We start from the raw sequence: 20,567 nt of genomic DNA, 5'->3' as shown, positions 1-20,567 counted from the left end.
TACCAATCCCTTAGCCGAACGGCCCGGGGCCCCGCGCCCTGCAGCAACTCCGTCCGGTCTTGATGAAAGTGCTACTACATGCCATCCACTGCCACTTCCACGGAGCTTGGGTCCGCCAAACCGGTGAACTCGCGCGGCCGCGTGATCGTCGCCAGCCTGATCGGCACCACCGTGGAGTTTTACGACTTCTACGTCTACGCCACAGCCGCGGTACTCGTTTTCCCGAAGCTGTTCTTCCCGGGCCAGAACGAGACCACCCAGCTGCTGAGCTCCTTTGCCGTGTTCGGCGTCGCGTTCGTCGCCCGCCCGCTCGGCTCAATTGTCTTCGGCCACTTCGGTGACAAGTTCGGACGCAAGGGCACCCTGGTGGCGTCACTGCTGACCATGGGTATTGCCACCTTCCTCATCGGCTGCCTGCCCACGGCGCTCGTCCCGGGCTGGACCTTCTGGGCCCCGGCACTACTGGTCGTCCTGCGCTTCGCCCAGGGCCTGGCCCTCGGCGGCGAATGGAGCGGGGCGGCCCTGCTGGCCACCGAGAACGCCCCGGCCAACAAGCGCGCCATCTACGGCACGTTCCCACAGCTGGGTGCCCCGATCGGCTTCATCATTGCCAACGTGATCTTCCTGGTCTTCAGCTACACCCTGACTCCGGCGGCGTTCGAAGCCTGGGGCTGGCGTGTGCCGTTCCTGATCAGTGCCGTCATGGTCATCATCGGCCTCTACGTCCGCCTCAAACTCATCGAAACGCCCGCCTTCACCAAGGTGCTGGAATCCAAAGTGGTCGCCAAGCTGCCGCTGGCCAGGGTTTTCAAGACCAGCTGGCGCCAGCTCATCCTGGGCACGTTCATCATGCTCGCCACGTACGTGCTCTTCTACCTGATGACCACGTTCACGCTAACCTACGGCACCCGCGCCTCCAGCCTGGGCGCCGCCAAGGCAGCCGCAGAGAAGGCCGGCAAGCCGATGACCGAGGCCGCCGCGGCCGCCTTCGTGCCCGGCCTGGGCTTCACCCGCAACGACTTCCTCTGGATGCTGATTGCCGGCGTCGTCTTCTTCGGCATCTTCACCCTGATCTCCGGCCCGCTGGCCGAAAAGTTCGGCCGCCGCAAGATGCTGATCGCCGTCACCGCCGGCATCTTCGCCTTCGGGCTGCTGTTCGTCCCGCTTTTCAGCGGCGGCTTCATCGGCACCATGGCCCTGCTGATCCTCGGCTTCTCCCTGATGGGCCTGACGTTCGGGCCGATGGGCGCGCTGCTGCCGGAGCTGTTCCCCACGAACGTCCGGTACACCGGCTCCGCCATCAGCTACAACTTCTCCAGCATCCTGGGCGCAGCGGTGGCCCCGTTCATCGCCGTCTGGCTCTGGGAAATGGCGAAGGGCAGCCCCGTGCTGGTCGGTGTCTACCTCACCGCCATGTCGGTCCTGACCCTGGTGGCACTGTTCCTGAGCAAGGAAACCCGCGACCTGGACTACGAGAACAACGTGGCCTGACGCTCGTTCCTCGTTCCTGAGGAAAAAGCCCGGCGTGTTCACTGAACACGCCGGGCTTTTTCGCGCCGGGCTTCTTCAGGCGGGGCTCAGCCCGGACCCGTCAGCTGGCGTACAGCTCCACGAAGTTCCGGAGGATCTTCATCGGTTCCGTCGCCGTGAACTGCCGGGCATCCTCCATCAGCGTTTCGGCTGATTCCGGCGGGAAGTAGCCGGCGTGGCGGTAGATGTCGATCCTGGTGACCAGCCCTTCCGCGTCGAGCTCGGGGTGGAACTGGGTGGCGTAGAGGTTGGTTTTGATCCGGAACATGTGCACCGGGCAGGGGGCGGAACTGGCCAGGAGCACCGCGTGGGAGGGGAGAACGCTGCAGGCTTCCTTGTGGCCGGTGAAGGCCGTGAAGTTCTCCGGCAGGCCCTTCAGCAGGGGGTCCAGCAGCCCTTCTTCCGTCAGCTTGATGGTCACGCCCCCGAGCCCTTCGCCGTAGGTCCGGTCGATCACGGCACCCTGGTGCAGGCCCAGCGTGCCCACCCCGTAGCAGGCGCCAAGGAAGGGAAAATCCTCGGCCACGATCCCGTCCAGGAGCGCGGCAAGCTCCCGCTCCACCCGGTGCTGGGCGGCACTTTTTTGCTCGGGCGGGTCGCTGGAGGTGAAAGGGCTTCCGCCCACGATCACTCCCGAATACGCCGAGAGATCCAGCTCCGGCAGCGGAGCCGCCTCCATCCGGATCCGGTGCAGCTGCGCGGGTTCGAGCCCGGTATAGCGCAGGTAGGCGCGGTATTCGTCCTCGGCGGCTTTGTCCTCGGCACGCGAGGCGAGGAGCAGGAATGGCTTCACGGACCAAGTCTGCCTGCGCCGGGCATGGTGGCGCCAGAGGCGCGCCCGTGCCCGGCAGCGGCGGCTATTCGGCGGCGGCGTCCTCGATCAGGGCTATTACGGCGCCCGCGGAGACGGTCTCGCCGGCGGCTGCTGCCAGCCCCATCACGATTCCGGCCCGGTGCGCGGTCAGCGGCTGTTCCATCTTCATGGCCTCGAGCACGACGACGAGATCGCCTTCGGCAACCGCGTCGCCCTCGGCGACGGCCACCTTCACGATGGTGCCCTGCATGGGGGAGGTCAGGGCGTTGCCGCTGGCCGCGACCGGGGCACCGCCGCTGCGGGAACGCTTCTTGGCCTTCGCCGGCTTGCCGCCGCCCCCGCTACCGGAAGTAACGGAGCCCAGCGACGCCGGGAGCACGACCTCCAGGCGCTTGCCGCCGACCTCGACGACGACGCGCTGCCGTTCGCCGGCGTCGGGCGCTTCAGCGTCGGTGCCGGTGGGCGTCCAGGCGGGGATGTCGTTGACGAAAGCCGTCTCGATCCAGCGGGTGTGGACTTTGAACGGTCCCTCGGCGGGGGCGAAGTCCGGGTTGCTGACGACGGCGAGGTCAAACGGGATGACGGTGGGGATGCCATCGACCACCATCTCCTCGAGGGCGCGGCGGGCGCGCTGGAGGGCCTGCGGGCGCGTGGCGCCGGTGACGATGAGCTTGGTGAGCATCGAGTCGAAGTTGCCGCTGATGACATCGCCCTGCTCCACGCCGGAGTCGATCCGGACGCCGGGGCCGGTGGGGTTCAACAGGCGCGTGATGGTGCCGGGTGCGGGCATGAAGTTCCGCCCCGGGTCCTCGCCGGTGATGCGGAATTCGATGGAGTGACCGCGGACCTCGGGATCCCCGTAGCCGAGCTCCTCGCCGCGGGCCAGCCGGAACTGCTCGCGGACGAGGTCGATTCCGGTGACTTCCTCGGAGACACAGTGCTCCACCTGGAGCCGGGTGTTGACCTCGAGGAAGGAGATGGTGCCGTCCTGGCCCACGAGGAACTCACAGGTGCCGGCGCCGAGGTAGCCGGCTTCCTTGAGGATGGCCTTGGAGGATTCGTAGAGCAGTCGGTTCTGCTCTTCGGTGAGGAAGGGTGCCGGGGCTTCTTCGACGAGTTTCTGGTTGCGGCGCTGCAGCGAACAGTCGCGGGTGGAGATCACCACGACGTTGCCGTGGGCGTCGGCGAGGCACTGGGTCTCGACGTGGCGCGGGGCGTCCAGGAAGCGCTCGATGAAGCACTCGCCGCGGCCGAATGCGGCGACGGCCTCGCGCACTGCAGATTCGAACAGTTCGGGGATTTCCTCGCGGGTGCGGGCCACCTTGATGCCGCGTCCGCCGCCGCCGAAGGCTGCTTTGATTGCGACCGGGAGGCCGAACTTGTCCACGAACTCGAGGATTTCCTCGGCGGATTCGACCGGGTCGGCCGTGCCGGGGACCTGCGGGGCGCCGACCTTTTCCGCGATGTGGCGGGCCTGGACCTTGTCGCCGAGGGCGGAGATGGCCTCGGGGGAGGGGCCGATCCAGGTGATGCCGGCGGCGATCACCTTGGCGGCGAACTCGGCGTTTTCGGCCAGGAAGCCGTAGCCGGGGTGGATGGCGTCGGCGCCGGAGCGGTGGGCCACCTCGATCAGCTTGTCCATCACGAGGTAGGACTCGGCGGCGGTGTTGCCGCCCAGGGCGTAGGCCTCGTCCGCGAGGCGCACGTGCAGGGCGTCCCGGTCCGGGTCCGCGTAGACCGCCACGGAGGCGAGGCCTTCATCGCGTGCGGCGCGGATGATGCGCACGGCGATTTCGCCGCGGTTGGCAATCAGCACTTTGCTCATCGGATGGGTGCCGGCGGCGTTGCCTTCCCGGGATGATCGCTGCACGGGTTTTGCGGACTGCTCCGAATTTACTGACAAGGCGTCTCCTTCTTTCCTTCAGGGAGCCTAGCGCGGTTTTGTGGGTTCGGCCGATATTACTTGCGGATTCCGCGCGTAAACGGCCCATCCTTTGTAGGATTGCTACAAGGAGCAGCGAATTGACTCACTCAGCCCGCACCTCAGCAGGGTCCACCGCCCCTTCGGTCCAGAGTTCGGTGATGCCCACCTTCGCCTGGCCCAGCAGCCCGCGGAGGGTGGAAATGGAGAGCCCGACGACGGTGTGCGGGTCGCCGTCGACCTTGCGGATGAAGGCCCCGCCGTAGCCGTCGATCGTGAAGGATCCGGCGCACTGCAGCGGCTCGCCGGTGGCGATGTAGGCATCGATTTCCTCTGCGCTCATCTCCATGAAGTGCACCTCGGCGGAGGTCACGGAACCGATCGTCGCGCCGGTGCCGCGTGCGGTGACGCCGCCGTCGTCGTATGCCCCTTCGCCGTCGGTGTCGCCGTCCATGTCTCGGCAGTCCACGAGCCAGTGGCCGGTGTGCAGCACGCCCATGCTGCCGCTCATCCGGAGCATCCGTTCCCTGGCGACCTCGGCCGTGTACGGCTTGCCGTGCGCCTCGCCGTCGAACTCGAAGACCGAATCGCAGCCGAGCACCAGGGCGCCCTCCGCCTCCGGCAGCGATGCCACGGCCTCGGCCTTGGCGCGGGCCAGCAGGAGGGCGGTGTCGTGCGGGTCGGTCACGCCGTAGCGGGCCTGGACGGCGTCCTCGTCCACATCGGAGACGAGGATCTCGTGCCGGATGCCGGCGTAGCTGAGCAGCTTGGTGCGGGCGGGGGACTGGGAGGCAAGAATGAGGCGGGTCACCGCTCCAGCCTAATTCCCTTGTGGCTATATTGTCGTAGGTCACTAGGACAGTTGGCTCATGGGCGGCAACCGGGAGCCCGAAGTGGTTCGGGGCGCACGCGGCGCTGGGCGCGGCGCTGGAAGCGGTGCGACGGTTGCGGATGTCGCCCGCCTGCTCGCGACCGTCCGGCCCTGCAACCTTGACAGCAACGGCGGTGCCGGCTGCGGAAGGTACACCGGCCAGCTAGGCACTTTGACCCGGGCGTGGGCCTGCTTTGGGCGAAGGCTTATTTTGTCGGACCCATTCGGAAGACTCTAGCTATGGACGGCAATTGGGTGCCCGAAGTGGTTCAGGCAGGACGCGGCGGCACTGAAAGCGGCGCGACGGTTACCCATGTCGCCCGCCTGCTCGGAACCGTCCGGCCCTGCAACCCCGACCCCGACGGCGGTAACGGCTGCGGAGGGCACAGTGGCCAGCTGGGCGTGGGTCTGCTTTTGGCGCAGCGGCCAACTCGGCACTTTGCCCCGGGCGTGGCCTGCTTTTGGCGAAGGCTTATTGTGTCAGACCCCCTCAGTAGACTCTCAGCTATGGACGGCAATCGGGAGCCCGAAGTGGTTCAGGCAGGACGCGGCGGCGCTGAAAGCGGCGCGACGGTTACCGATGTCCCGACCGATACGGCGGTAACGGCTGCGGAGGGCACAGCGGCCAACTCGGCACTTTGCCCCTGGGCCTGGGTCTGCTTTTGGCGCAGGCTAATTTTGTCGGACCCCTTTGGAAGACTCTAGCTATGGACGGCAATCGGGAGCCCGAAGTTCAGGCAGGACGCGGCGGCGCTGAAAGCGGCGCGACGGTTACCGATGTCGCCCGCCTGCTCGGAACCGTCCGGCACTGCAACCCCGACCCCGATGCCGGCTACGGCGGTGACGGCTGCGGCGATGCCGGTGCCGGGCTGATTGACCAGCTCCGGCAGCTGGAGGATCTGAAGTCCGCCGCGGCCGCGCTGCAGGCCAGCATCGCGGTCGCCTTCGATGCCGCCCAACGCCGGGTCCAGCGTGCGCAGGGGATGCCGGCGGCAGAACTCGGCACCGGGGTCGCGGCGCAGATCGCCCTGGCCCGCCGCGAATCCCCGGCCCGCGGCGGACGGCTCCTGGGCCTGGCAAAAGCCCTCGTGACCGAAATGCCGCATACCCTCACCGCCCTGCACACCGGCCAGCTCAACGAATGGCGCGCCACCCTCCTCGTGAAGGAAACCGCCTGCCTGAGTGCGGCGGACCGCTGCGCCGTGGACGAGGAACTCGCCGCCGACACCGGCACCTTCGCCGGCGTCGGGGACCGCGCCATCGTTGCCGCGGCCCGGGCAGCGGCGTACCGGCGGGACCCCCGCTCGGTCACGGACCGGGCCGGCCATGCCGCCGCCGAACGGCATGTCAGCCTCCGTCCCGCGCCGGACACCATGTGCTATCTGACCGCGCTGCTCCCGGTCTCCGCCGGCGTCGCGGCCTATGCCGCCCTGACCCGGCACGCCGACACGCTCCGTGCCGGCGGCGACCCCCGGGGCCGGGGCCAGCTCATGGCCGACGGCCTCGTCGAACGCCTCACTGGCACGCCGGCCGGGTTCACGGGCATCGAAATCCAGCTCGTCATGACCGACCGCACCCTCTTCCAGGGCGACAGCGAACCCGCGAGCCTCCCCGGCTACGGCATCGTCCCCGCTGGCTGGGCCCGGAACCTGATCAAAGACGCCGGCTCCGTTCCGGGCATCAGTTCGAGCCCGGGCCGCACCGACCCTGGCCCCGGAGGCAACGGCAGTGGAGACGGGGGCGGCACCGGAGCGGGCGCCGCGGTAGCCGGCGTCGCCCTGCAGACCTGGCTGCGGCGGCTCTACACTGCCCCAGGCAGCGGGGACCTGGTCGCGATGGATTCGAGGGCACGGCTCTTCCCCGCCGGGCTCCGACGCTTCCTCCAGGCCCGTGATGACACCTGCCGCACTCCGTACTGCGATGCCCCGATCCGGCACATGGACCACGTCATTCCATGGTCCGAGGGTGGAGCGACCACTGCCGCCAACGGATCCGGACTCTGTGAAGCCTGCAACCACACCAAGGAAAAGGGGCTCTCCTGACGTACGTGTGGGTCAGGGTTTGTGTGCTATGAGGGCATGGGTAGCCCGGTAGATTTGGGAGTTCTCACACTGTCCAAATTTCGGAGCTACCCATGCGTGCTACTACTCTACTCAACCGCGTCTTGAACCTGACGGGGGTCCGGGTTGTTGATGTTGATCCCGGCTCCGGTGGTCCCATGCTGGTGCGGGTGGCGTTGAAGGCCCGCAAGCGCCTTGACTGCCCGCACTGCAGTTACTCAACGATGGCGGGATATGACACCCGCTGGGCGGAATCCACGTGGCGGCATCTGGATTTCTCCGGCAGGGTCCTGGTGCTCACAATGCTCCGCCGGCGCCTGGTCTGCCCCGGCCACGGCGTCGTGGTGCAGGGCGTGCCGTTCGCCCGGCCCGGCTCCCGGTTCAGCACGGACTTTGAGGACATGATCGCCTGGCTGGTCATCCGGGCGGACAAGACCACCGTCTCCCAGTTCGCCCGGATAGCGTGGCGGACCGTCGGGGCGATCTGTGAACGCGTCGTGGCCGAACAGCTCGACGAGAGCCGCTTCGAAGGCCTGCTCAATATCGGGGTGGATGAGATTTCCTGGCGCAAACACCACCGCTACCTCACCCTCGTCTCCGACCACTCCACCTCGAAGATCGTCTGGGGTGCACCGGGGAAAAACGCGGCGACACTGGATGGATTCTTCAAAGAAATCGGACCGGTGAACACGACGGCCATCGAGGCCGTCAGCATGGACATGGGGCCCGCTTTTGCCAAGTCCGTGAAGACCAACGCCCCGGACGCGGTCATCTGCTACGACCCGTTCCACGTCATCCAGCTAGCCACGAACGCGCTGGAATCCTTCCGCCGTTCCATCTGGCAACGCGCCCGTGAACTGCCCGATCAGCACATCGCGAAGAAGTTCAAGGGAACCCGCTGGGTGCTGCTGAAAAACCCGCAGAACCTGACCGAAAAGCAACAAGTCACCTTGGCCGGGCTCGAACGCACCGGAGGGCTGCTCTGGGACGCCTACCAGCTCAAGGAATCCCTCCGGGAAGTCTTCGCCGGCGACCTCAACCCCAATGACGTGATGGAGATGATCACCACCTGGTGCGACCTCGCCGCCAAATCCAACATCCGCGAGTTCGCCAGGGCCGCCGCCACGATCCGATCCCACACCGAAGGGATCTACGCCGCCGTCACCAGGAAACTCTCCAACGGCCGCCACGAAGGACTGAACAACAAGATCCGCACCATGACCCGCCGCTCCTACGGATTCCACACACCCGAAGCCGCCCTCGCCCTGATAATGCTCGCCTGCGGCCCCGTCGAGATCGAACTCCCATACCAGAAATAACCGAACCCACATTCACGTCAGGAGAGCCGGAAAAGCCCGGCTGGAAAAGCCGGCCACGACCCGGGCCCGCCGGTACCAACGAAATCAGACACGCGCTCGAGCTCACCACCCCCACCGGCCACAGCTACTACTCCACCGCGCCACCCCTGCCCGGCACCCCGCTACGGGGCGGCGCAGAGGCTGGAAGTCCGCTGGCCGGGTCAGCGGCCTCAACGGCACCTAACACTCGACGCGAACTCCGACACCACGCCAAGATGCTGAAGCGAGCCCGGGCGCTCGGCTCACTGGCCGCCTGATCGCCGCTTGCTCTGATCGACGCTTGCTCGATTGGCCGACAAACCGCTCACCGACTCCACCCTGCTAACAGTCGCACTCACTCCAACCCTTTGAGCTGTCTTACCAACGGTCGTTTTAGGCCTGCCTGTGTTGCCGCGCTCAGGACGCAAGGAGTTGGGATTCCGCTGCAACGCCAAAGTAGGGTAATTCCATGCTCATAGTTCGCGAAGGATGCACCGCCGACGCGCCCGGCCTTGCGAGGCTAAGAGCGACGTGGGCCGCAGAACAGGAGCCCGCACTCAAGGAAGATCCAGACTTCGAAGACAACTATCGCGAGTGGATGGACGCCAATCCTCGAAAATTCTTTGTGGCCGAGCGGGAAGGCGAACTAATCGGGATGCTCAACCTCATGATCTTCGAGCGGATGCCCAAACCAGGGAAGGAATCCTCCCGGTGGGTCTACCTGGGAAACGCTTATGTGCTTCCAGAATTTCGTAACACCGGTCTTGGAGGCCGGCTCGTCCGGGCATCGATTCAGTTTTCGCAGAGCATCAAGCGGCACGAATGGTCCTGTCTCCCTCAGCCGAATCACGAGGCTTTTACGCGCGACTGGGCTTCCAAGCTGCCGAGGAATTGAACATTCGCAGGTTCTAACTGGCCGGGACCCCGGGAACACGACAAAGCCGCCCGCCGATCAACATGATCGACGGGCGGCTTCAGCACCTCGTGGGCGGCGCTAAACATCAGCGGCCCCAAACGTCAGCCTGCGGCAATGTCAGCGGACGGTGACCTCCGCAGGTTCCTCCGCGGAATCGCCGGCCGCCGTCGTGCCCGGCGTGCGGAGCTGTGCACCTTCCACATCCACGTCCGGCAGGATGCGTTCCAGCCAGCGGGGCAGCCACCAAGCCTTCTCGCCGAGCAGGTACATCAGCGCCGGGACGATCGTCATGCGGACCACGAAGGCGTCCACCAGCACGCCAAACGCCATCGCGAAGCCCAGCGGCCGGACCATGAACAGGCGCGAGAAGATGAAGCCCGCGAACACGCTGACCATGATGATCGCTGCCGCAGTGACCACCGCGGCGGCGTGGCTGAAGCCGGAGCGGACCGCGTGTTTGGCGGATTCGCCGTGCATGTAGGACTCGCGCATGCCGGAGGCGATGAACACCTGGTAGTCCATGGCCAGGCCGAACAGCACACCAATCAGGATGATCGGCAGGAAGCTGAGCACGGCGCCCGGGTTCTCGACGCCGAAGATGGCCCCCAGCCAGCCCCACTGGTACACCGCCACGACGCCGCCGAAAGCCGCGGCCAAAGAGAGCAGGAAGCCGCCGGTGGCCAGGAGGGGCACAACGATCGAGCGGAACACCAGCAGAAGCAGGATCAGGGAGAGTCCCACCACGATTGCCAGGTACGGCGGCAGGGCATCGCCGAGCTTGGTGGAGACGTCCACGTTGCCGGCGGTCTGGCCGGTGAGGCCGATGCTGACGCCGGTGGAGTCCTTGATCGCGCCCTTTTCAGTGCGCAGATCGGAGACCACCTGGACTGTGGTGGCGCTGGCCGGACCCTCCTCGGGGATGACCTGGAACACCGCGGTGCGGCGGTCTTCGCTGAGAGCCACGGGGACGGCGGCTGTGACGTTTCCGGTGCTGCGGAGAAAGTCAGCGACGTCGAGCTGCTTGGCCTGCGCCTCGGGAGCGCTGAGTCCGGCCGGGAGGTCACCTACGACGACGATCGGACCGGTCATGCCTTCGCCGAAGCTGCGTCCGGTGACGTCGTAGGCCTTGAAGGCCTGCGAATCGACGGGTTCGGAACCGCCGTCGGGCAGGGCGAGCCGCAGTTGGCTGGCAGGCAGGGCCACGATCCCGAGCAGCAGGACGCCGGCCAGCACTGCCATCACGGGGTGCCTGGTGACCAGTCCGCCCCAGCCGTGGCTGCCGCGGTATTCGTCCCTGGCACGGTCTTCGGTCTCGTGGCCGGGAGCAGTGTTGTGATTCTCCGCCTTGGCCCAGGCCCGCTGGGAGATCAGCTTCCGGCCCACCAGGGAGAGGACGGCCGGGGTCAGGGTCAGGGCGACGACGACGGCGACGGCCACCGTGCCGGCGGCGGACAGCCCCATCACGGCCAGGAAGGGCAGGCCCGGGATGACGAGGGCGGCGAGGGCGATGATGACGGTCAGGCCGGCGAAGAGCACGGCGTTGCCCGAGGTGCCGGTGGCGAGGGCCACGGATTCCTCAGGATCCATGCCGGCAAGCAGCTGGCCCCGGTGCCGGTTGACGATGAACAGGGAGTAGTCGATGCCGACGGCGAGGCCGAGCATCAGCGCCAGCATCGGGGAGATGGAGCTCATGTCGAAGGCGCCGCTGAGGGCAAAGGTGCCGCCCACGCCCACTGCCACGCCCACGACGGCCATGAGCAGGGGGAGGCCCGCGGCGATCAGGGTGCCGAGCATGACGATGAGGACCAGGGCGGCGATCGCGATGCCAAGAATCTCGGAAATGCCGAAGAGTTCGGAGACGTCCTCGGTGATTTCTTTGCTGGCCAGGGCGGTGACGCCGGCGGAGGAGACTTCCTTGACGATGTCCTGGACGTCCTGACGGACCTCCGGCTTGAGGCCGTTGATGGAGGTCTTGAACTGGACCTGAGCGATCGCGGCCTTTCCGTCCTCGGAGACGAAACGCATGCCTCGGGAGGCGTCCAACTGGCGCTGACCGAGTGCGAGCTTCCCGTTGCCGGTCTCACGTTCCTTGGTGCCGGCGTCGAGCTTGTCCTGCCCCGCGGCCAGGGCCGCCTTCTGCTGGCCGAGCTGTGCCTCGATGGCGGCCGCGGGGAGTCCGTCGGCGGCCATCTGCTGCTCGGCAGCTTCAAGCTGGGACTTGCCATCGGCGAGTTCGCCTGCGGCCTGGGCCAGCTGGGCCTCTCCGGCAGCTGACTGTTGCTGGGCGGTGGCGAGGTCTGCGGCGGCTTCTTCCAGCTGCGCCTGGGTGGCGAACGGATCAACCGTCCCTTGGACGTCAGGGAGGGCCTTCAGCTTGGTCAGCGCGGCGGACACGGCGTCCTTGCCGGCCTGGCTGAACCGGGCGTCATTGGCTTCGAAGACGATGCTGGCAGAGCCGCCCGAGGATCCGGGAAGTTCCTTCTTGAGCTTGTCCGCCATCTGCTGGGTTTCGGTGCCCGGTATCTGGAAGTTGTTGGACAGCGTGCCGTGGAAGGCCGCTGCAGCCCCGCCGACGGCCACCATCACTGCCAGCCACAAGGAAATGACGAGCCAGCGGTGCCGGTAGGAGAATTTGCCGAGGCGGTACAGCAAAAGTGCCATGTCAGAGCCGATCTGGGGAAGGGGTGGCGGTGGACGGGGCGGCCGGGCGGGCTGCCTGAGGAACAGCCTGGGCAGCGGCCGGGCGGGCGAAACCCGAGCCCAGCAGGCTCATGGAATCGATCAGGAGCTGGCGCAGGGTGGAGAGCGATTCCGGGGTCAGGGACCCGCCGCATCGGGCCAGCCAGACGTCCATGGCGGCCTTGCCGCAGGAGATGACGGAGCCGGCCAGGGCGCGGAGGTACAGTTCGTCGAGTTCGACGCCGGCGCCCGCGCCGAAGCGCTCGCGGGCCGCGGCAATGATTTCCGCGGTGCAGTGGTCCCAGGCTTCCAGCTCGGACCGGCTGAGCTGCGGATTGGACTGGCCCAGGCTGTACAGCTCGGCCATCGGGGCCACAGTCATCGGGTCTGCCAGTTCCACGAGGGCTGCGCGGGCCGATTCCAGAAAGGGTTCCCCGGCCGGGCGCAGCCGGAACTGCTGGAGCGCCTTGTCCAGGAAGCCGAAGGTGACGGCGGCGATCGCCGCTTCGGTGCTGTTGAAGTAGTTGAAGAAGGTCCGGCGGGAGATCCCGGCGTCGTCGGCGATGTCTTCGACCGTGAAGTTGCCCGGCCCCCTGGTGCGGAGCAGGCCCAGGGCCGCCTCCGTGATGGCCTGGCGCGTGGCTGCCTTGTTGAGCTCGCGGCGGGAGAGCGCTCCGCTCTCCGGAGGCGCGGCCGCAGGGATCTCGGGGGAGTGCACACAGTTACACTACGTGCATGTTTGCACTGTGGGCAAGTTTACGAAGTGGGCAAGTTTATCCAGTGGGCAAGTTTACGCGGGCTGCTGTTTCCCCTGGCCGGTGAGGTAGATGGACTGGCCGGTGGCGCCGTCCTCCCCTTCGGCCAGCGGGATCGCGAACACGGCCGTGCCGTACGCGCAGACTTCCGTCCAGTTGGGTCCGAGCTCCGAGGTGTCGAAGCGCATGGCAACGATGGCGTTGGCGCCGCGCTGCTCCGCCTCGGTGACCATCCGGGCCATGACCTGCTGCCTGCTTTCGTAGAGGGCGCGGGTCATTTCGGGCAGCTCCCCGCCGCCGAGCGAGCGGAAACCTGCCATCACCTGGGCGCCGATGTCCCGGGAGCGGACGGTAAGGCCCATCACTTCGCCGAAGACGGCGTCGATCCGGTGGCCGGGGATCTTGTTGGACGTGACGATCAGCATGCCCCGAGCCTACCCACTTCCCGGGCCGTCGGATGGGAAGGATTCACAGGAAGATGAAAGCTTCCCGACAGCTCCCGCTGATGCGTCCGCCGCAAACTTGAACTACGTCTTGGAACAAAGACCCAACAACAAAGAGCACAACACAGAGCACCACACAGAGCCGTGGCGGCACGGCAGATCCAGGAGACAGTCCATGTCAACCACAAAGAGAATCACGCTCGGCGTATCGGCCGCGGCTTTGGCACTCGGCGCCGGCCTGGGAGTCAGCGGAATGGCTTCCGCGACCACCACGCCGGCCCCCAGCCCCAGCTCGACGGCCTCGCCAGACAGCTCCACCGGAACCACCGACGGCCAGGGCATGCGCGGTGGCCACGGGCACGGCGGCCGTGGCGGCGTGCAGGCTGCCGCCCTTGCCACCAAGCTCGGCGTCGATGAGGCCAAGGTGACCGAGGCCCTGAAGGCCTTCCGTGACGCCAACAAGCCGGCCACCCCGCCGGCTGAAGGTACCCCGCCGGCTGAAGGTACCCCGCCGGCTGAAGGTACAAAGCCGGACCGCGCCGCCAGGGAGGCTGCCCTTGCGAAGTCGCTGGCGTCGTCGCTCGGCCTTGAGGAGTCCAAGGTCACCGCGGCCCTGGAGGAGCTCCGGACCGCGGCCCGGGCCGATCATGCTGCAGCACTGAAGACCAGGCTGGACAAGGCCGTCACGGACGGCACCCTGACCCAGGCAGAGGCCGACGCGGTCACCAAGGCCGTCGAAAAGGGCGTCATCGGCGGAGGCGGCCGCTAAGCCCGGCGGGATTCAAGCCGACCTCGCTTAACCAGAGAAGTCCCCGGGATCTCCCGGGGACTTCTCCTGTAAACGCTCGTTGCAGTCGCTACGCCTTCGCGTCCGCCAACTCGCGTTCTTCCCGCCCGGCTGCGGGAGCAGCGGCAGCCGAGGGGTCGACGGCGGCCGTGCCGGCGTCGTCGGTGGCTTCGTCACTGAACGGGTCACCGGTGCGCGGTGCGTTGTAGAGCGACTCGTTCAGGATGCCCTGGCGCTTGGCCACGATGGTGGGGACCAGTGCCTGCCCGGCCACGTTGACGGCGGTGCGGCCCATGTCCAGGATCGGGTCGATCGCCAGCAGCAGCCCGACTCCGGCCAGCGGCAGTCCCAGCGTGGATAGCGTCAGGGTCAGCATCACGACGGCGCCCGTGGTGCCGGCCGTCGCAGCGGAGCCCAATACGGAGACGAGGGCGATCAGCAGGTACTGGGTGAAGTCGAGCTGGATGCCGAAGAACTGGGCCACGAAGATCGCGGAGATGGCCGGGTAGATCGCGGCGCAGCCGTCCATCTTGGTGGTGGCGCCCAGCGGCACGGCGAAGGAGGCGTAGGCGCGGGGGACGCCGAGGCTGCGCTCGGTCACGCGCTGGGTCAGCGGCAGGGTGCCCACCGAGGAGCGGGAGACGAACGCCAGCTGCACGGCAGGCCAGACGCCGGAGAAGTACTGCTTGACGGACAGGCCGTGGGTGCGGACCAGGACCGGGTAGACCACGAACAGCACGAGGGCCAGGCCCACGTAGATGGCGAAGGTGAACTTGCCGAGCGAGCCGATGGTGTCCCAGCCGTAGATCGCCACAGCGTTGCCGATCAGGCCGACGGTGCCGATCGGGGCGATCCGGATGATCCACCAGAGGACCTTCTGGATCACGGCGAGGGCGGAGGCGTTGAGGTTCAGGAACGGCTCGGCCGCTTTGCCCACCTTGAGCGCTGCGATGCCGACGGCGATCGCGATCACCAGGATCTGGAGCACGTTGAAGCTCACGGCCGTGGTGGCGACGCCGTCGGTGACGGTGGTGTTGGCGCCCAGGCCGAGGAAGTTCTTCGGGAACAGGCCGGTCAGGAAGGCCCACCAGTCACCGGACTTGCCGGCGTACTTGGCTTCCTGCGTGATGCCGGTGCCGGCGCCGGGCTGCAGCAGCACACCCAGGCCGATGCCGATCAGGACCGCGATCAGCGAGGTGATCGCGAACCAGAGCAGCGTGTTCCAGGCCAGCCGGGCGGCGTTGGACACCGCGCGCAGGTTGGAGATGGAGCTGACGACGGCGGTGAAGATGAGGGGGACCACGGCGGTCTGCAGCAGCGAGACGTAGCTCGAGCCGATGGTCTGCAGCGTGGTGCCGAGGGCATTCGGGCTTGCCTTGGTGCTGCCGGTGTACTTGGCCAGCAGGCCCAGGCCCAGGCCGACGATCAGGGCGGCGATGATCTGGAAGCCGAACGAGCCGGCCCATTTGGGCAGCTGGGAGCCGGTCTTTCCGGCGGGTGCGGGGGTGCTTGTCTGAGTGCTCACCCGAACACGCTAGGACCGGGCTGGTTATCACGACGAACCGATGTTGAGAAATGTTACGCCGTCACCAGCGGGTATCCGGCGCGGAATCCCCGGTATCCCGGCGTCACGCAAGGACAATGTGAAGTTATTCCAGCCTCCGGTGTGGCGATTGTCTCGGTGGCCGGGGACTTACCCGAGCAGGGCGCGCTTGAGCGTGTCCAGGCCTACCGAGCCGATATTGAGCGCCTTGCTGTGGAACTCCTTGAGGTCGAAGCCGGGGCGGGATTCGAGCTCGGCACGGATCTGTTCCCAGAGCCGCTGGCCCACCTTGTACGACGGCGCCTGGCCCGGCCAGCCGAGGTAGCGGGTGAACTCGAACCTGAGCTGGCCTTCGCTGATGGCGAGGTTGTGCTTGAGGAACTCGTAGCCCTTGTCCGGGGTCCAGGTGCCGGAGCCCCAGCGCTCGGGGACCTCCAGCTCCAGGTGCACGCCGATGTCGAAGACGACGCGGGCTGCCCGCATGCGCTGCATGTCCAGCATGCCCATGTGGTCGCCCGGATCCTTCAAGTAGCCCAGTTCCTGCATGAGCTTCTCCGCGTAGAGAGCCCAACCCTCGCCGTGCCCGGAGGTCCAGCAGACGTTGCGGCGCCACTTGTTGAGCAGCTCGCGGCGGTAGGTGGCGGTCGCGACCTGCAGGTGGTGGCCGGGGACGCCCTCGTGGTAGACCGTGGTGGTCTCGGCCCAGGTGGTGAAGGTGTCCTCGCCCGGCGGCACGGACCACCACATGCGGCCCGGTCGGCTGAAGTCGTCCGAGGGGCCGGTGTAGTAGATGCCGCCTTCCTGGGTCGGGGCGATCTTGCACTCGAGCGTCTTCATGACATCCGGGATGTCGAAATGCACTCCGGCCAGATCCGCCACGGCCCTGTCGGAGAGCTCCTGCATCCAGGTCCTGAGGGCATCGGTGCCCTTGAGCTGGCGGGCGGGATCGCCATTGAGGATCTCCTTGGCTTCCTCGATGGTGGCGCCGGACCGGATCTCTCCAGCCACCCGCTCCTGCTCGGCAATCAGGCGGTCGAGTTCCTGCACGCCCCAGGCGTAGGTCTCCTCGAGGTCCACCGTGGCGCCGAGGAAGGAACGCGAGGCCAGAGCGTAGCGCTCGCGGCCCACCGCATCTTTTTCCGGGGCGAGCGGCAGCAGTTCGGCTGACAGGAAGCCGGCGAGCCGGGAGTAGGCCACACGGGCGGCGGCGGCGCCGGCGTCGAGCCTGGACTGCACGTCCTCCGGGAGCGCGACTTCCGCCATCTTGGCCTCGGCGGCAAGCTTGGCGAAGAAGCCGTCGTCCGCGGCATGCTTGGTGGCCTGTTCGATCACGATCGAGACCTGGCGGGCGGCGGAAACCTTGCCGTCCTCCTTGGCCGAGCGCAGCGACTCGATGTAGCCGTCGATCGCGGCCGGCACGTTGTGGGCGCGTCCCGCGATGTGGTCCCACTGCTCCGCGGTGTCCGTCGGCATGAGATCGAAAATCGCGCGGATATCCTGCGGGGGGGAGGCGATGTTGTTCAACTCGGCCGTGTCCCAGCCCGAATCGTGGATTTCCAGCTGCAGGCCCAGGCGTTCCCGCATGGCATCGAGGGTGACGGCGTCGACGTCGTCAACCGGCTCCAGTCCCTCGAGCGCGGCAAGCGCCCCGCGCGCGGCGGCGGCGAATTCCCCGCGCCCGGCGGGGGAGAAGTCCTGGTATTCGGTCTCGTGGCCGGGCAGCCCGAGTTCCGTGGCGAGGCTCGGGTTAAGCCGGATCAGGGTCTCCGTGAAGCCATCGGCGACGGCATCGATGGCCGTCTTCGGGCGCGCGGGGGCTGTGTGTTCAGTGGTTTCGGTAGTCACCCGAACGAGACTAGCCGGGCGCTGGCGGTTATGAAAAGGTTACTGAACTTTTCCGGCGGGGGCGGTCGTCAGCCCCGGCTGCGCTTCCACGCCCCGGGACCGGGCTGGGGTGCCAGCCGCAGTTGCTGCCGCCGGACCCAGTGCCGGACGCCGGGCTTCTCCGGTGCCGCTGTTTCGACGCTGCCGAGCGAGAGGACGACGGCGGTCAGCGCCGCCAGTTCCTCCGCCGTCGGCTCGCCCTTGACGACCGACAGCAGGCTTTCCGCGGGGGCCGCGGCCGGCTCGGCAGGGTCCATGGGCTCGAGCCCGCTCACAGCGGGATGTTCCCGTGCTTCTTGGCGGGCAGGCTGGCGCGCTTGTCCCGCAGGGCGCGCAGGCCCTTGATGATCTGCATCCGGGTCTCGGAGGGCGCGATGACGGCGTCCACGTAGCCGAGCTGGGCGGCCTGGTAAGGGTTGAGCAGCTCTTCCTCGTACTGCCGGATGACCTCGGCGCGCTGGGCCTCGACGTCGCCACCGGCCTCCGCCACCGCGGCCAGTTCGCGGCGGTACAGGATGTTGACGGCGCCCTGGGCGCCCATCACGCCGATCTGCGCGGTGGGCCAGGCCAGGTTGAGGTCCGCGCCGAGCTTCTTGGAGCCCATCACGATGTACGCTCCGCCGTAGGCCTTTCGGGTGATGACCGTCAGCTTGGGCACGGTGGCCTCGGCGTAGGCGTAGAGCAGCTTGGCTCCGCGGCGGATGATGCCTTGGAACTCCTGGTCCTTGCCCGGCAGGAAGCCCGGCACATCCACGAGCGTGATGATGGGGATGTTGAAGGCGTCGCAGTGCCGGACGAAGCGGGCGGCCTTCTCCGAAGCGGCGATATCCAGGGTGCCGGCGAACTGCAGGGGCTGGTTGGCCACGATGCCCACCGTGTGGCCCTCCACCCGGCCGTAGCCGATCATCACGTTGGGGGCGTACAGGGACTGCATCTCGAGGAAGTGCGCGTCGTCGACAATCTGCTCGATGACCTTGCGCATGTCGTAGGGCTGGTTGGCGGAGTCCGGGATCAGCACATCGAGGGCGAGGTCGTCGTCGTCGAGCTCCAGCTCCTGCTGGTGTTCCAGCACCGGGGCCTCGGCGAGGTTGTTGGAGGGCAGGAAGTCCAGCAGTTCGCGGACGAACTCGATCGCGTCGGCCTCGTCGGAAGCGAGGTAGGTGGAGGTGCCCGTGTTCGCGTTGTGCTGGCGGGCACCGCCGAGGGTTTCCATGTCCACATCTTCGCCGGTGACCGTCTTGATCACGTCCGGGCCGGTGATGAACATGTGCGAGGTCTTGTCCACCATGACCACGTAGTCGGTCAGCGCGGGGGAGTAGGCCGCGCCGCCGGCGGAGGGGCCCATGATGAGGGAGATCTGCGGTACGACGCCGGAGGCATGCACGTTGTTGCGGAAGATGTCCGCGAACATGGCCAGCGAGGCGACGCCTTCCTGGATCCGTGCCCCGCCGCCGTCGAGGATGCCGACCACGGGGCAGCCGTTGCGCAGCGCGAATTCCTGGACCTTGACGATCTTTTCGCCGTTGACCTGGCTCAGCGAGCCGCCGTAGACGGAGAAGTCCTGGCTGTACACGGCGACGGGGCGGCCGTCGACGGTGCCGTAGCCGGAGACGAGCCCGTCGCCCAGCGGCTTCTTCTTCTCCATGCCGAAGGCCGTGGAACGGTGCACGGCCAGCGCGTCGAATTCGACGAAGGAACCGGCGTCCAGCAACAGGTCGATGCGCTCGCGGGCGGTGTTCTTGCCGCGCGCATGCTGCTTCTGGATCGCTTCGGGGCCGGAGGGCTGCTCGGCACTGGCCTGGCGGTCGCGGAAGTCTGCAATCTTTCCCGCAGTCGTGGTCAGATCGTGGCTCATCAAGTGTCTCCGGCTCTGTCGCTGATAGTTCTGGCGCTGGTTGTTCTGAAGTTTCCTGGCCCTGTCCCGTGCGGCGGGTTTGGCCGGATTCCACAAATCTGGAAAACCGGACGGGGGCCTGCTGGCAAGTCTAGTGACGTAACGAGCCCAGGCCGCTGTAGAAAACCTACAATTTTCCCAGATTCTCCCCACCGTGACAGCGATGTTACTCGTCAGTAATATAACTCCGCTAGAGTGTCCTCATGACTTTGAGCAATGACGCTTCGGGCACCGCTGCAGGGCCGTACCAGGCCGCCGGTTCCCTCCAGGGCCGCACCGTCCTCATCTCCGGGGGCAGCCGCGGCATCGGCCTGGCCATCGCCACCCGCGCCGCGCGCGACGGCGCGAACATCGTCCTGATGGCCAAGACCGGCCAGCCGCACGCCAAGCTGGAAGGCACGGTCTACTCCGCCGCCGAACAGATCGAGGCGGCCGGCGGACAGGCGCTGCCGCTGGTCGGCGATGTGCGCAACGACGACGACGTCGCCGGCGCCGCTGCCGCCGCCGTCGAACGCTTCGGCGGGATCGACATCGTCATCAACAACGCCTCCGCGATCGACCTGTCCACGACCGACGCCGTGGACATGAAGCGCTACGACCTCATGCAGGACATCAATGTCCGCGGCACCTTCCTGCTGTCCAAGCTCGCCCTGCCCGCCCTGCGCGAATCCGGCGCCGGGCACATTCTCACCCTCTCCCCGCCGCTGAACCTGGATCCCAAGTGGGCTGGCATGCACCTGGCCTACACCATGGCCAAGTACGGCATGAGCCTGACCACCCTGGGACTCGCCGAAGAGCTCAAGGCGGACGGGATCAGCGTCAACTCGCTGTGGCCCTGCACTTTGATTGACACCGCCGCAATCCGGAACATGCCGGGCGGGGAGCTGATCGTCAAGGGCGCCCGCGGCCCGGCGATCATGGCCGACGCGGCCCACGCCGTGTTGACCGGCAGCAACGCCACGCCGGACTCCGGCAGCCGGAGCGGCAACTTCTACACCGACGAAGAAGTCCTGGCCGCCGCCGGCGTCACGGACTTCACGCCCTACAGCCTTGGCGCCCCGGAGAACCTGCTGGTCCCTGACATTTTCCTCTGAGTTTCCTGCCGGTCCCGGGATCCGGGCAGGCGGAGCCGG

Annotated in this window: 16 protein-coding genes; 6 read left to right on the top strand and 10 right to left on the bottom strand. The window is 67.2% G+C overall.

The features are described from left to right. Positions 1–78: 78 nt before the first annotated feature. Positions 79–1,491: an MFS transporter gene (locus ACVWZ8_RS01495; protein WP_456503562.1), complete on the top strand. Its 1,413-nt coding sequence runs from the start codon at positions 79–81 to the stop codon at positions 1,489–1,491. A gap of 100 nt (positions 1,492–1,591) precedes the next feature. Here the strand turns inward: ACVWZ8_RS01495 and ACVWZ8_RS01490 are convergent, their stop codons facing one another. The 3 genes from ACVWZ8_RS01490 to ACVWZ8_RS01480 form a co-directional block, all read right to left on the bottom strand. Beyond that, positions 1,592–2,323 carry a glutamine amidotransferase gene (locus ACVWZ8_RS01490; RefSeq protein WP_456503561.1) on the bottom strand — a complete coding sequence of 244 codons (732 nt, stop codon included), beginning with the start codon at positions 2,321–2,323 and terminating at the stop codon, positions 1,592–1,594. A gap of 64 nt (positions 2,324–2,387) precedes the next feature. Next, positions 2,388–4,169: an acetyl/propionyl/methylcrotonyl-CoA carboxylase subunit alpha gene (locus tag ACVWZ8_RS01485; protein ID WP_456505890.1), complete on the bottom strand. Its 1,782-nt coding sequence runs from the start codon at positions 4,167–4,169 to the stop codon at positions 2,388–2,390. Positions 4,170–4,371: 202 nt separating this feature from the next. Then, a complete protein-coding gene (locus ACVWZ8_RS01480; RefSeq protein ID WP_426976624.1) occupies positions 4,372–5,076 on the bottom strand; it encodes a Maf family protein in 705 nt (234 codons plus the stop codon). Between the two features lie 767 nt (positions 5,077–5,843). Here ACVWZ8_RS01480 and ACVWZ8_RS01475 point away from each other — a divergent pair. From ACVWZ8_RS01475 to ACVWZ8_RS01465, 3 genes are all read left to right on the top strand, one after another. Beyond that, positions 5,844–7,178 carry a DUF222 domain-containing protein gene (locus ACVWZ8_RS01475; RefSeq protein ID WP_456503560.1) on the top strand — a complete coding sequence of 445 codons (1,335 nt, stop codon included), beginning with the start codon at positions 5,844–5,846 and terminating at the stop codon, positions 7,176–7,178. A 92-nt stretch (positions 7,179–7,270) separates the two neighbouring features. Further along, entirely contained in the window at positions 7,271–8,515 is a 1,245-nt protein-coding gene (locus tag ACVWZ8_RS01470; RefSeq protein WP_456503559.1) for an ISL3 family transposase, read from the top strand. Between the two features lie 487 nt (positions 8,516–9,002). Next, positions 9,003–9,428: an N-acetyltransferase family protein gene (locus tag ACVWZ8_RS01465; RefSeq protein ID WP_456503558.1), complete on the top strand. Its 426-nt coding sequence runs from the start codon at positions 9,003–9,005 to the stop codon at positions 9,426–9,428. Positions 9,429–9,566: 138 nt separating this feature from the next. Here ACVWZ8_RS01465 and ACVWZ8_RS01460 read toward each other — a convergent pair whose 3' ends face one another. From ACVWZ8_RS01460 to ACVWZ8_RS01450, 3 genes are all read right to left on the bottom strand, one after another. Beyond that, positions 9,567–12,110 carry an MMPL family transporter gene (locus ACVWZ8_RS01460; RefSeq protein ID WP_456503557.1) on the bottom strand — a complete coding sequence of 848 codons (2,544 nt, stop codon included), beginning with the start codon at positions 12,108–12,110 and terminating at the stop codon, positions 9,567–9,569. A gap of 1 nt (position 12,111) precedes the next feature. After that, complete coding sequence (locus tag ACVWZ8_RS01455; protein ID WP_456503556.1) at positions 12,112–12,846, bottom strand: TetR/AcrR family transcriptional regulator; 735 nt, start codon at positions 12,844–12,846, stop codon at positions 12,112–12,114. A gap of 72 nt (positions 12,847–12,918) precedes the next feature. Next, positions 12,919–13,308, bottom strand: a complete 390-nt coding sequence (locus ACVWZ8_RS01450; RefSeq protein WP_456503555.1) for a YbjQ family protein — start codon at positions 13,306–13,308, stop codon at positions 12,919–12,921. A gap of 193 nt (positions 13,309–13,501) precedes the next feature. Between ACVWZ8_RS01450 and ACVWZ8_RS01445 the strand changes: the two genes are divergently transcribed. After that, a complete protein-coding gene (locus tag ACVWZ8_RS01445; RefSeq protein WP_456503554.1) occupies positions 13,502–14,095 on the top strand; it encodes a hypothetical protein in 594 nt (197 codons plus the stop codon). An 88-nt stretch (positions 14,096–14,183) separates the two neighbouring features. On the opposite strand, the gene ACVWZ8_RS01440 is transcribed toward ACVWZ8_RS01445, so the two are convergent. From ACVWZ8_RS01440 to ACVWZ8_RS01425, 4 genes are all read right to left on the bottom strand, one after another. Then, positions 14,184–15,638 carry a dicarboxylate/amino acid:cation symporter gene (locus tag ACVWZ8_RS01440; protein WP_456503553.1) on the bottom strand — a complete coding sequence of 485 codons (1,455 nt, stop codon included), beginning with the start codon at positions 15,636–15,638 and terminating at the stop codon, positions 14,184–14,186. A gap of 168 nt (positions 15,639–15,806) precedes the next feature. Continuing rightward, a complete protein-coding gene (locus tag ACVWZ8_RS01435; protein ID WP_456503552.1) occupies positions 15,807–17,501 on the bottom strand; it encodes a DUF885 domain-containing protein in 1,695 nt (564 codons plus the stop codon). 68 nt (positions 17,502–17,569) lie between these two features. Further along, positions 17,570–17,797, bottom strand: a complete 228-nt coding sequence (locus ACVWZ8_RS01430) for an acyl-CoA carboxylase subunit epsilon (protein WP_426979842.1) — start codon at positions 17,795–17,797, stop codon at positions 17,570–17,572. Between the two features lie 14 nt (positions 17,798–17,811). Then, positions 17,812–19,395 carry an acyl-CoA carboxylase subunit beta gene (locus ACVWZ8_RS01425; protein WP_426976631.1) on the bottom strand — a complete coding sequence of 528 codons (1,584 nt, stop codon included), beginning with the start codon at positions 19,393–19,395 and terminating at the stop codon, positions 17,812–17,814. Between the two features lie 242 nt (positions 19,396–19,637). On the opposite strand from ACVWZ8_RS01425, the gene ACVWZ8_RS01420 reads away from it, so the two are divergent. Continuing rightward, entirely contained in the window at positions 19,638–20,528 is an 891-nt protein-coding gene (locus ACVWZ8_RS01420) for an SDR family oxidoreductase (protein WP_456503551.1), read from the top strand. Positions 20,529–20,567 lie beyond the last annotated feature (39 nt).

Source organism: Arthrobacter sp. UYCu723, assembly GCF_054059215.1.
This window is presented reverse-complemented; position numbering and strand designations above follow the sequence as displayed.

Bases quoted from the DNA above. Each gene is read 5' to 3' on its own strand.
- ACVWZ8_RS01450 (WP_456503555.1), bottom strand. From the start codon at position 13,308: ATGCTGATCGTCACGTCCAACAAGATCCCCGGCCACCGGATCGACGCC.
- ACVWZ8_RS01430 (WP_426979842.1), bottom strand. From the start codon at position 17,797: ATGGACCCTGCCGAGCCGGCCGCGGCCCCCGCGGAAAGCCTGCTGTCG.
- ACVWZ8_RS01465 (WP_456503558.1), top strand. From the start codon at position 9,003: ATGCTCATAGTTCGCGAAGGATGCACCGCCGACGCGCCCGGCCTTGCG.
- ACVWZ8_RS01460 (WP_456503557.1), bottom strand. From the start codon at position 12,110: ATGGCACTTTTGCTGTACCGCCTCGGCAAATTCTCCTACCGGCACCGC.
- ACVWZ8_RS01445 (WP_456503554.1), top strand. From the start codon at position 13,502: ATGTCAACCACAAAGAGAATCACGCTCGGCGTATCGGCCGCGGCTTTG.
- ACVWZ8_RS01495 (WP_456503562.1), top strand. From the start codon at position 79: ATGCCATCCACTGCCACTTCCACGGAGCTTGGGTCCGCCAAACCGGTG.
- ACVWZ8_RS01470 (WP_456503559.1), top strand. From the start codon at position 7,271: ATGCGTGCTACTACTCTACTCAACCGCGTCTTGAACCTGACGGGGGTC.
- ACVWZ8_RS01475 (WP_456503560.1), top strand. From the start codon at position 5,844: ATGGACGGCAATCGGGAGCCCGAAGTTCAGGCAGGACGCGGCGGCGCT.
- ACVWZ8_RS01425 (WP_426976631.1), bottom strand. From the start codon at position 19,395: ATGAGCCACGATCTGACCACGACTGCGGGAAAGATTGCAGACTTCCGC.
- ACVWZ8_RS01485 (WP_456505890.1), bottom strand. From the start codon at position 4,169: ATGAGCAAAGTGCTGATTGCCAACCGCGGCGAAATCGCCGTGCGCATC.
- ACVWZ8_RS01420 (WP_456503551.1), top strand. From the start codon at position 19,638: ATGACTTTGAGCAATGACGCTTCGGGCACCGCTGCAGGGCCGTACCAG.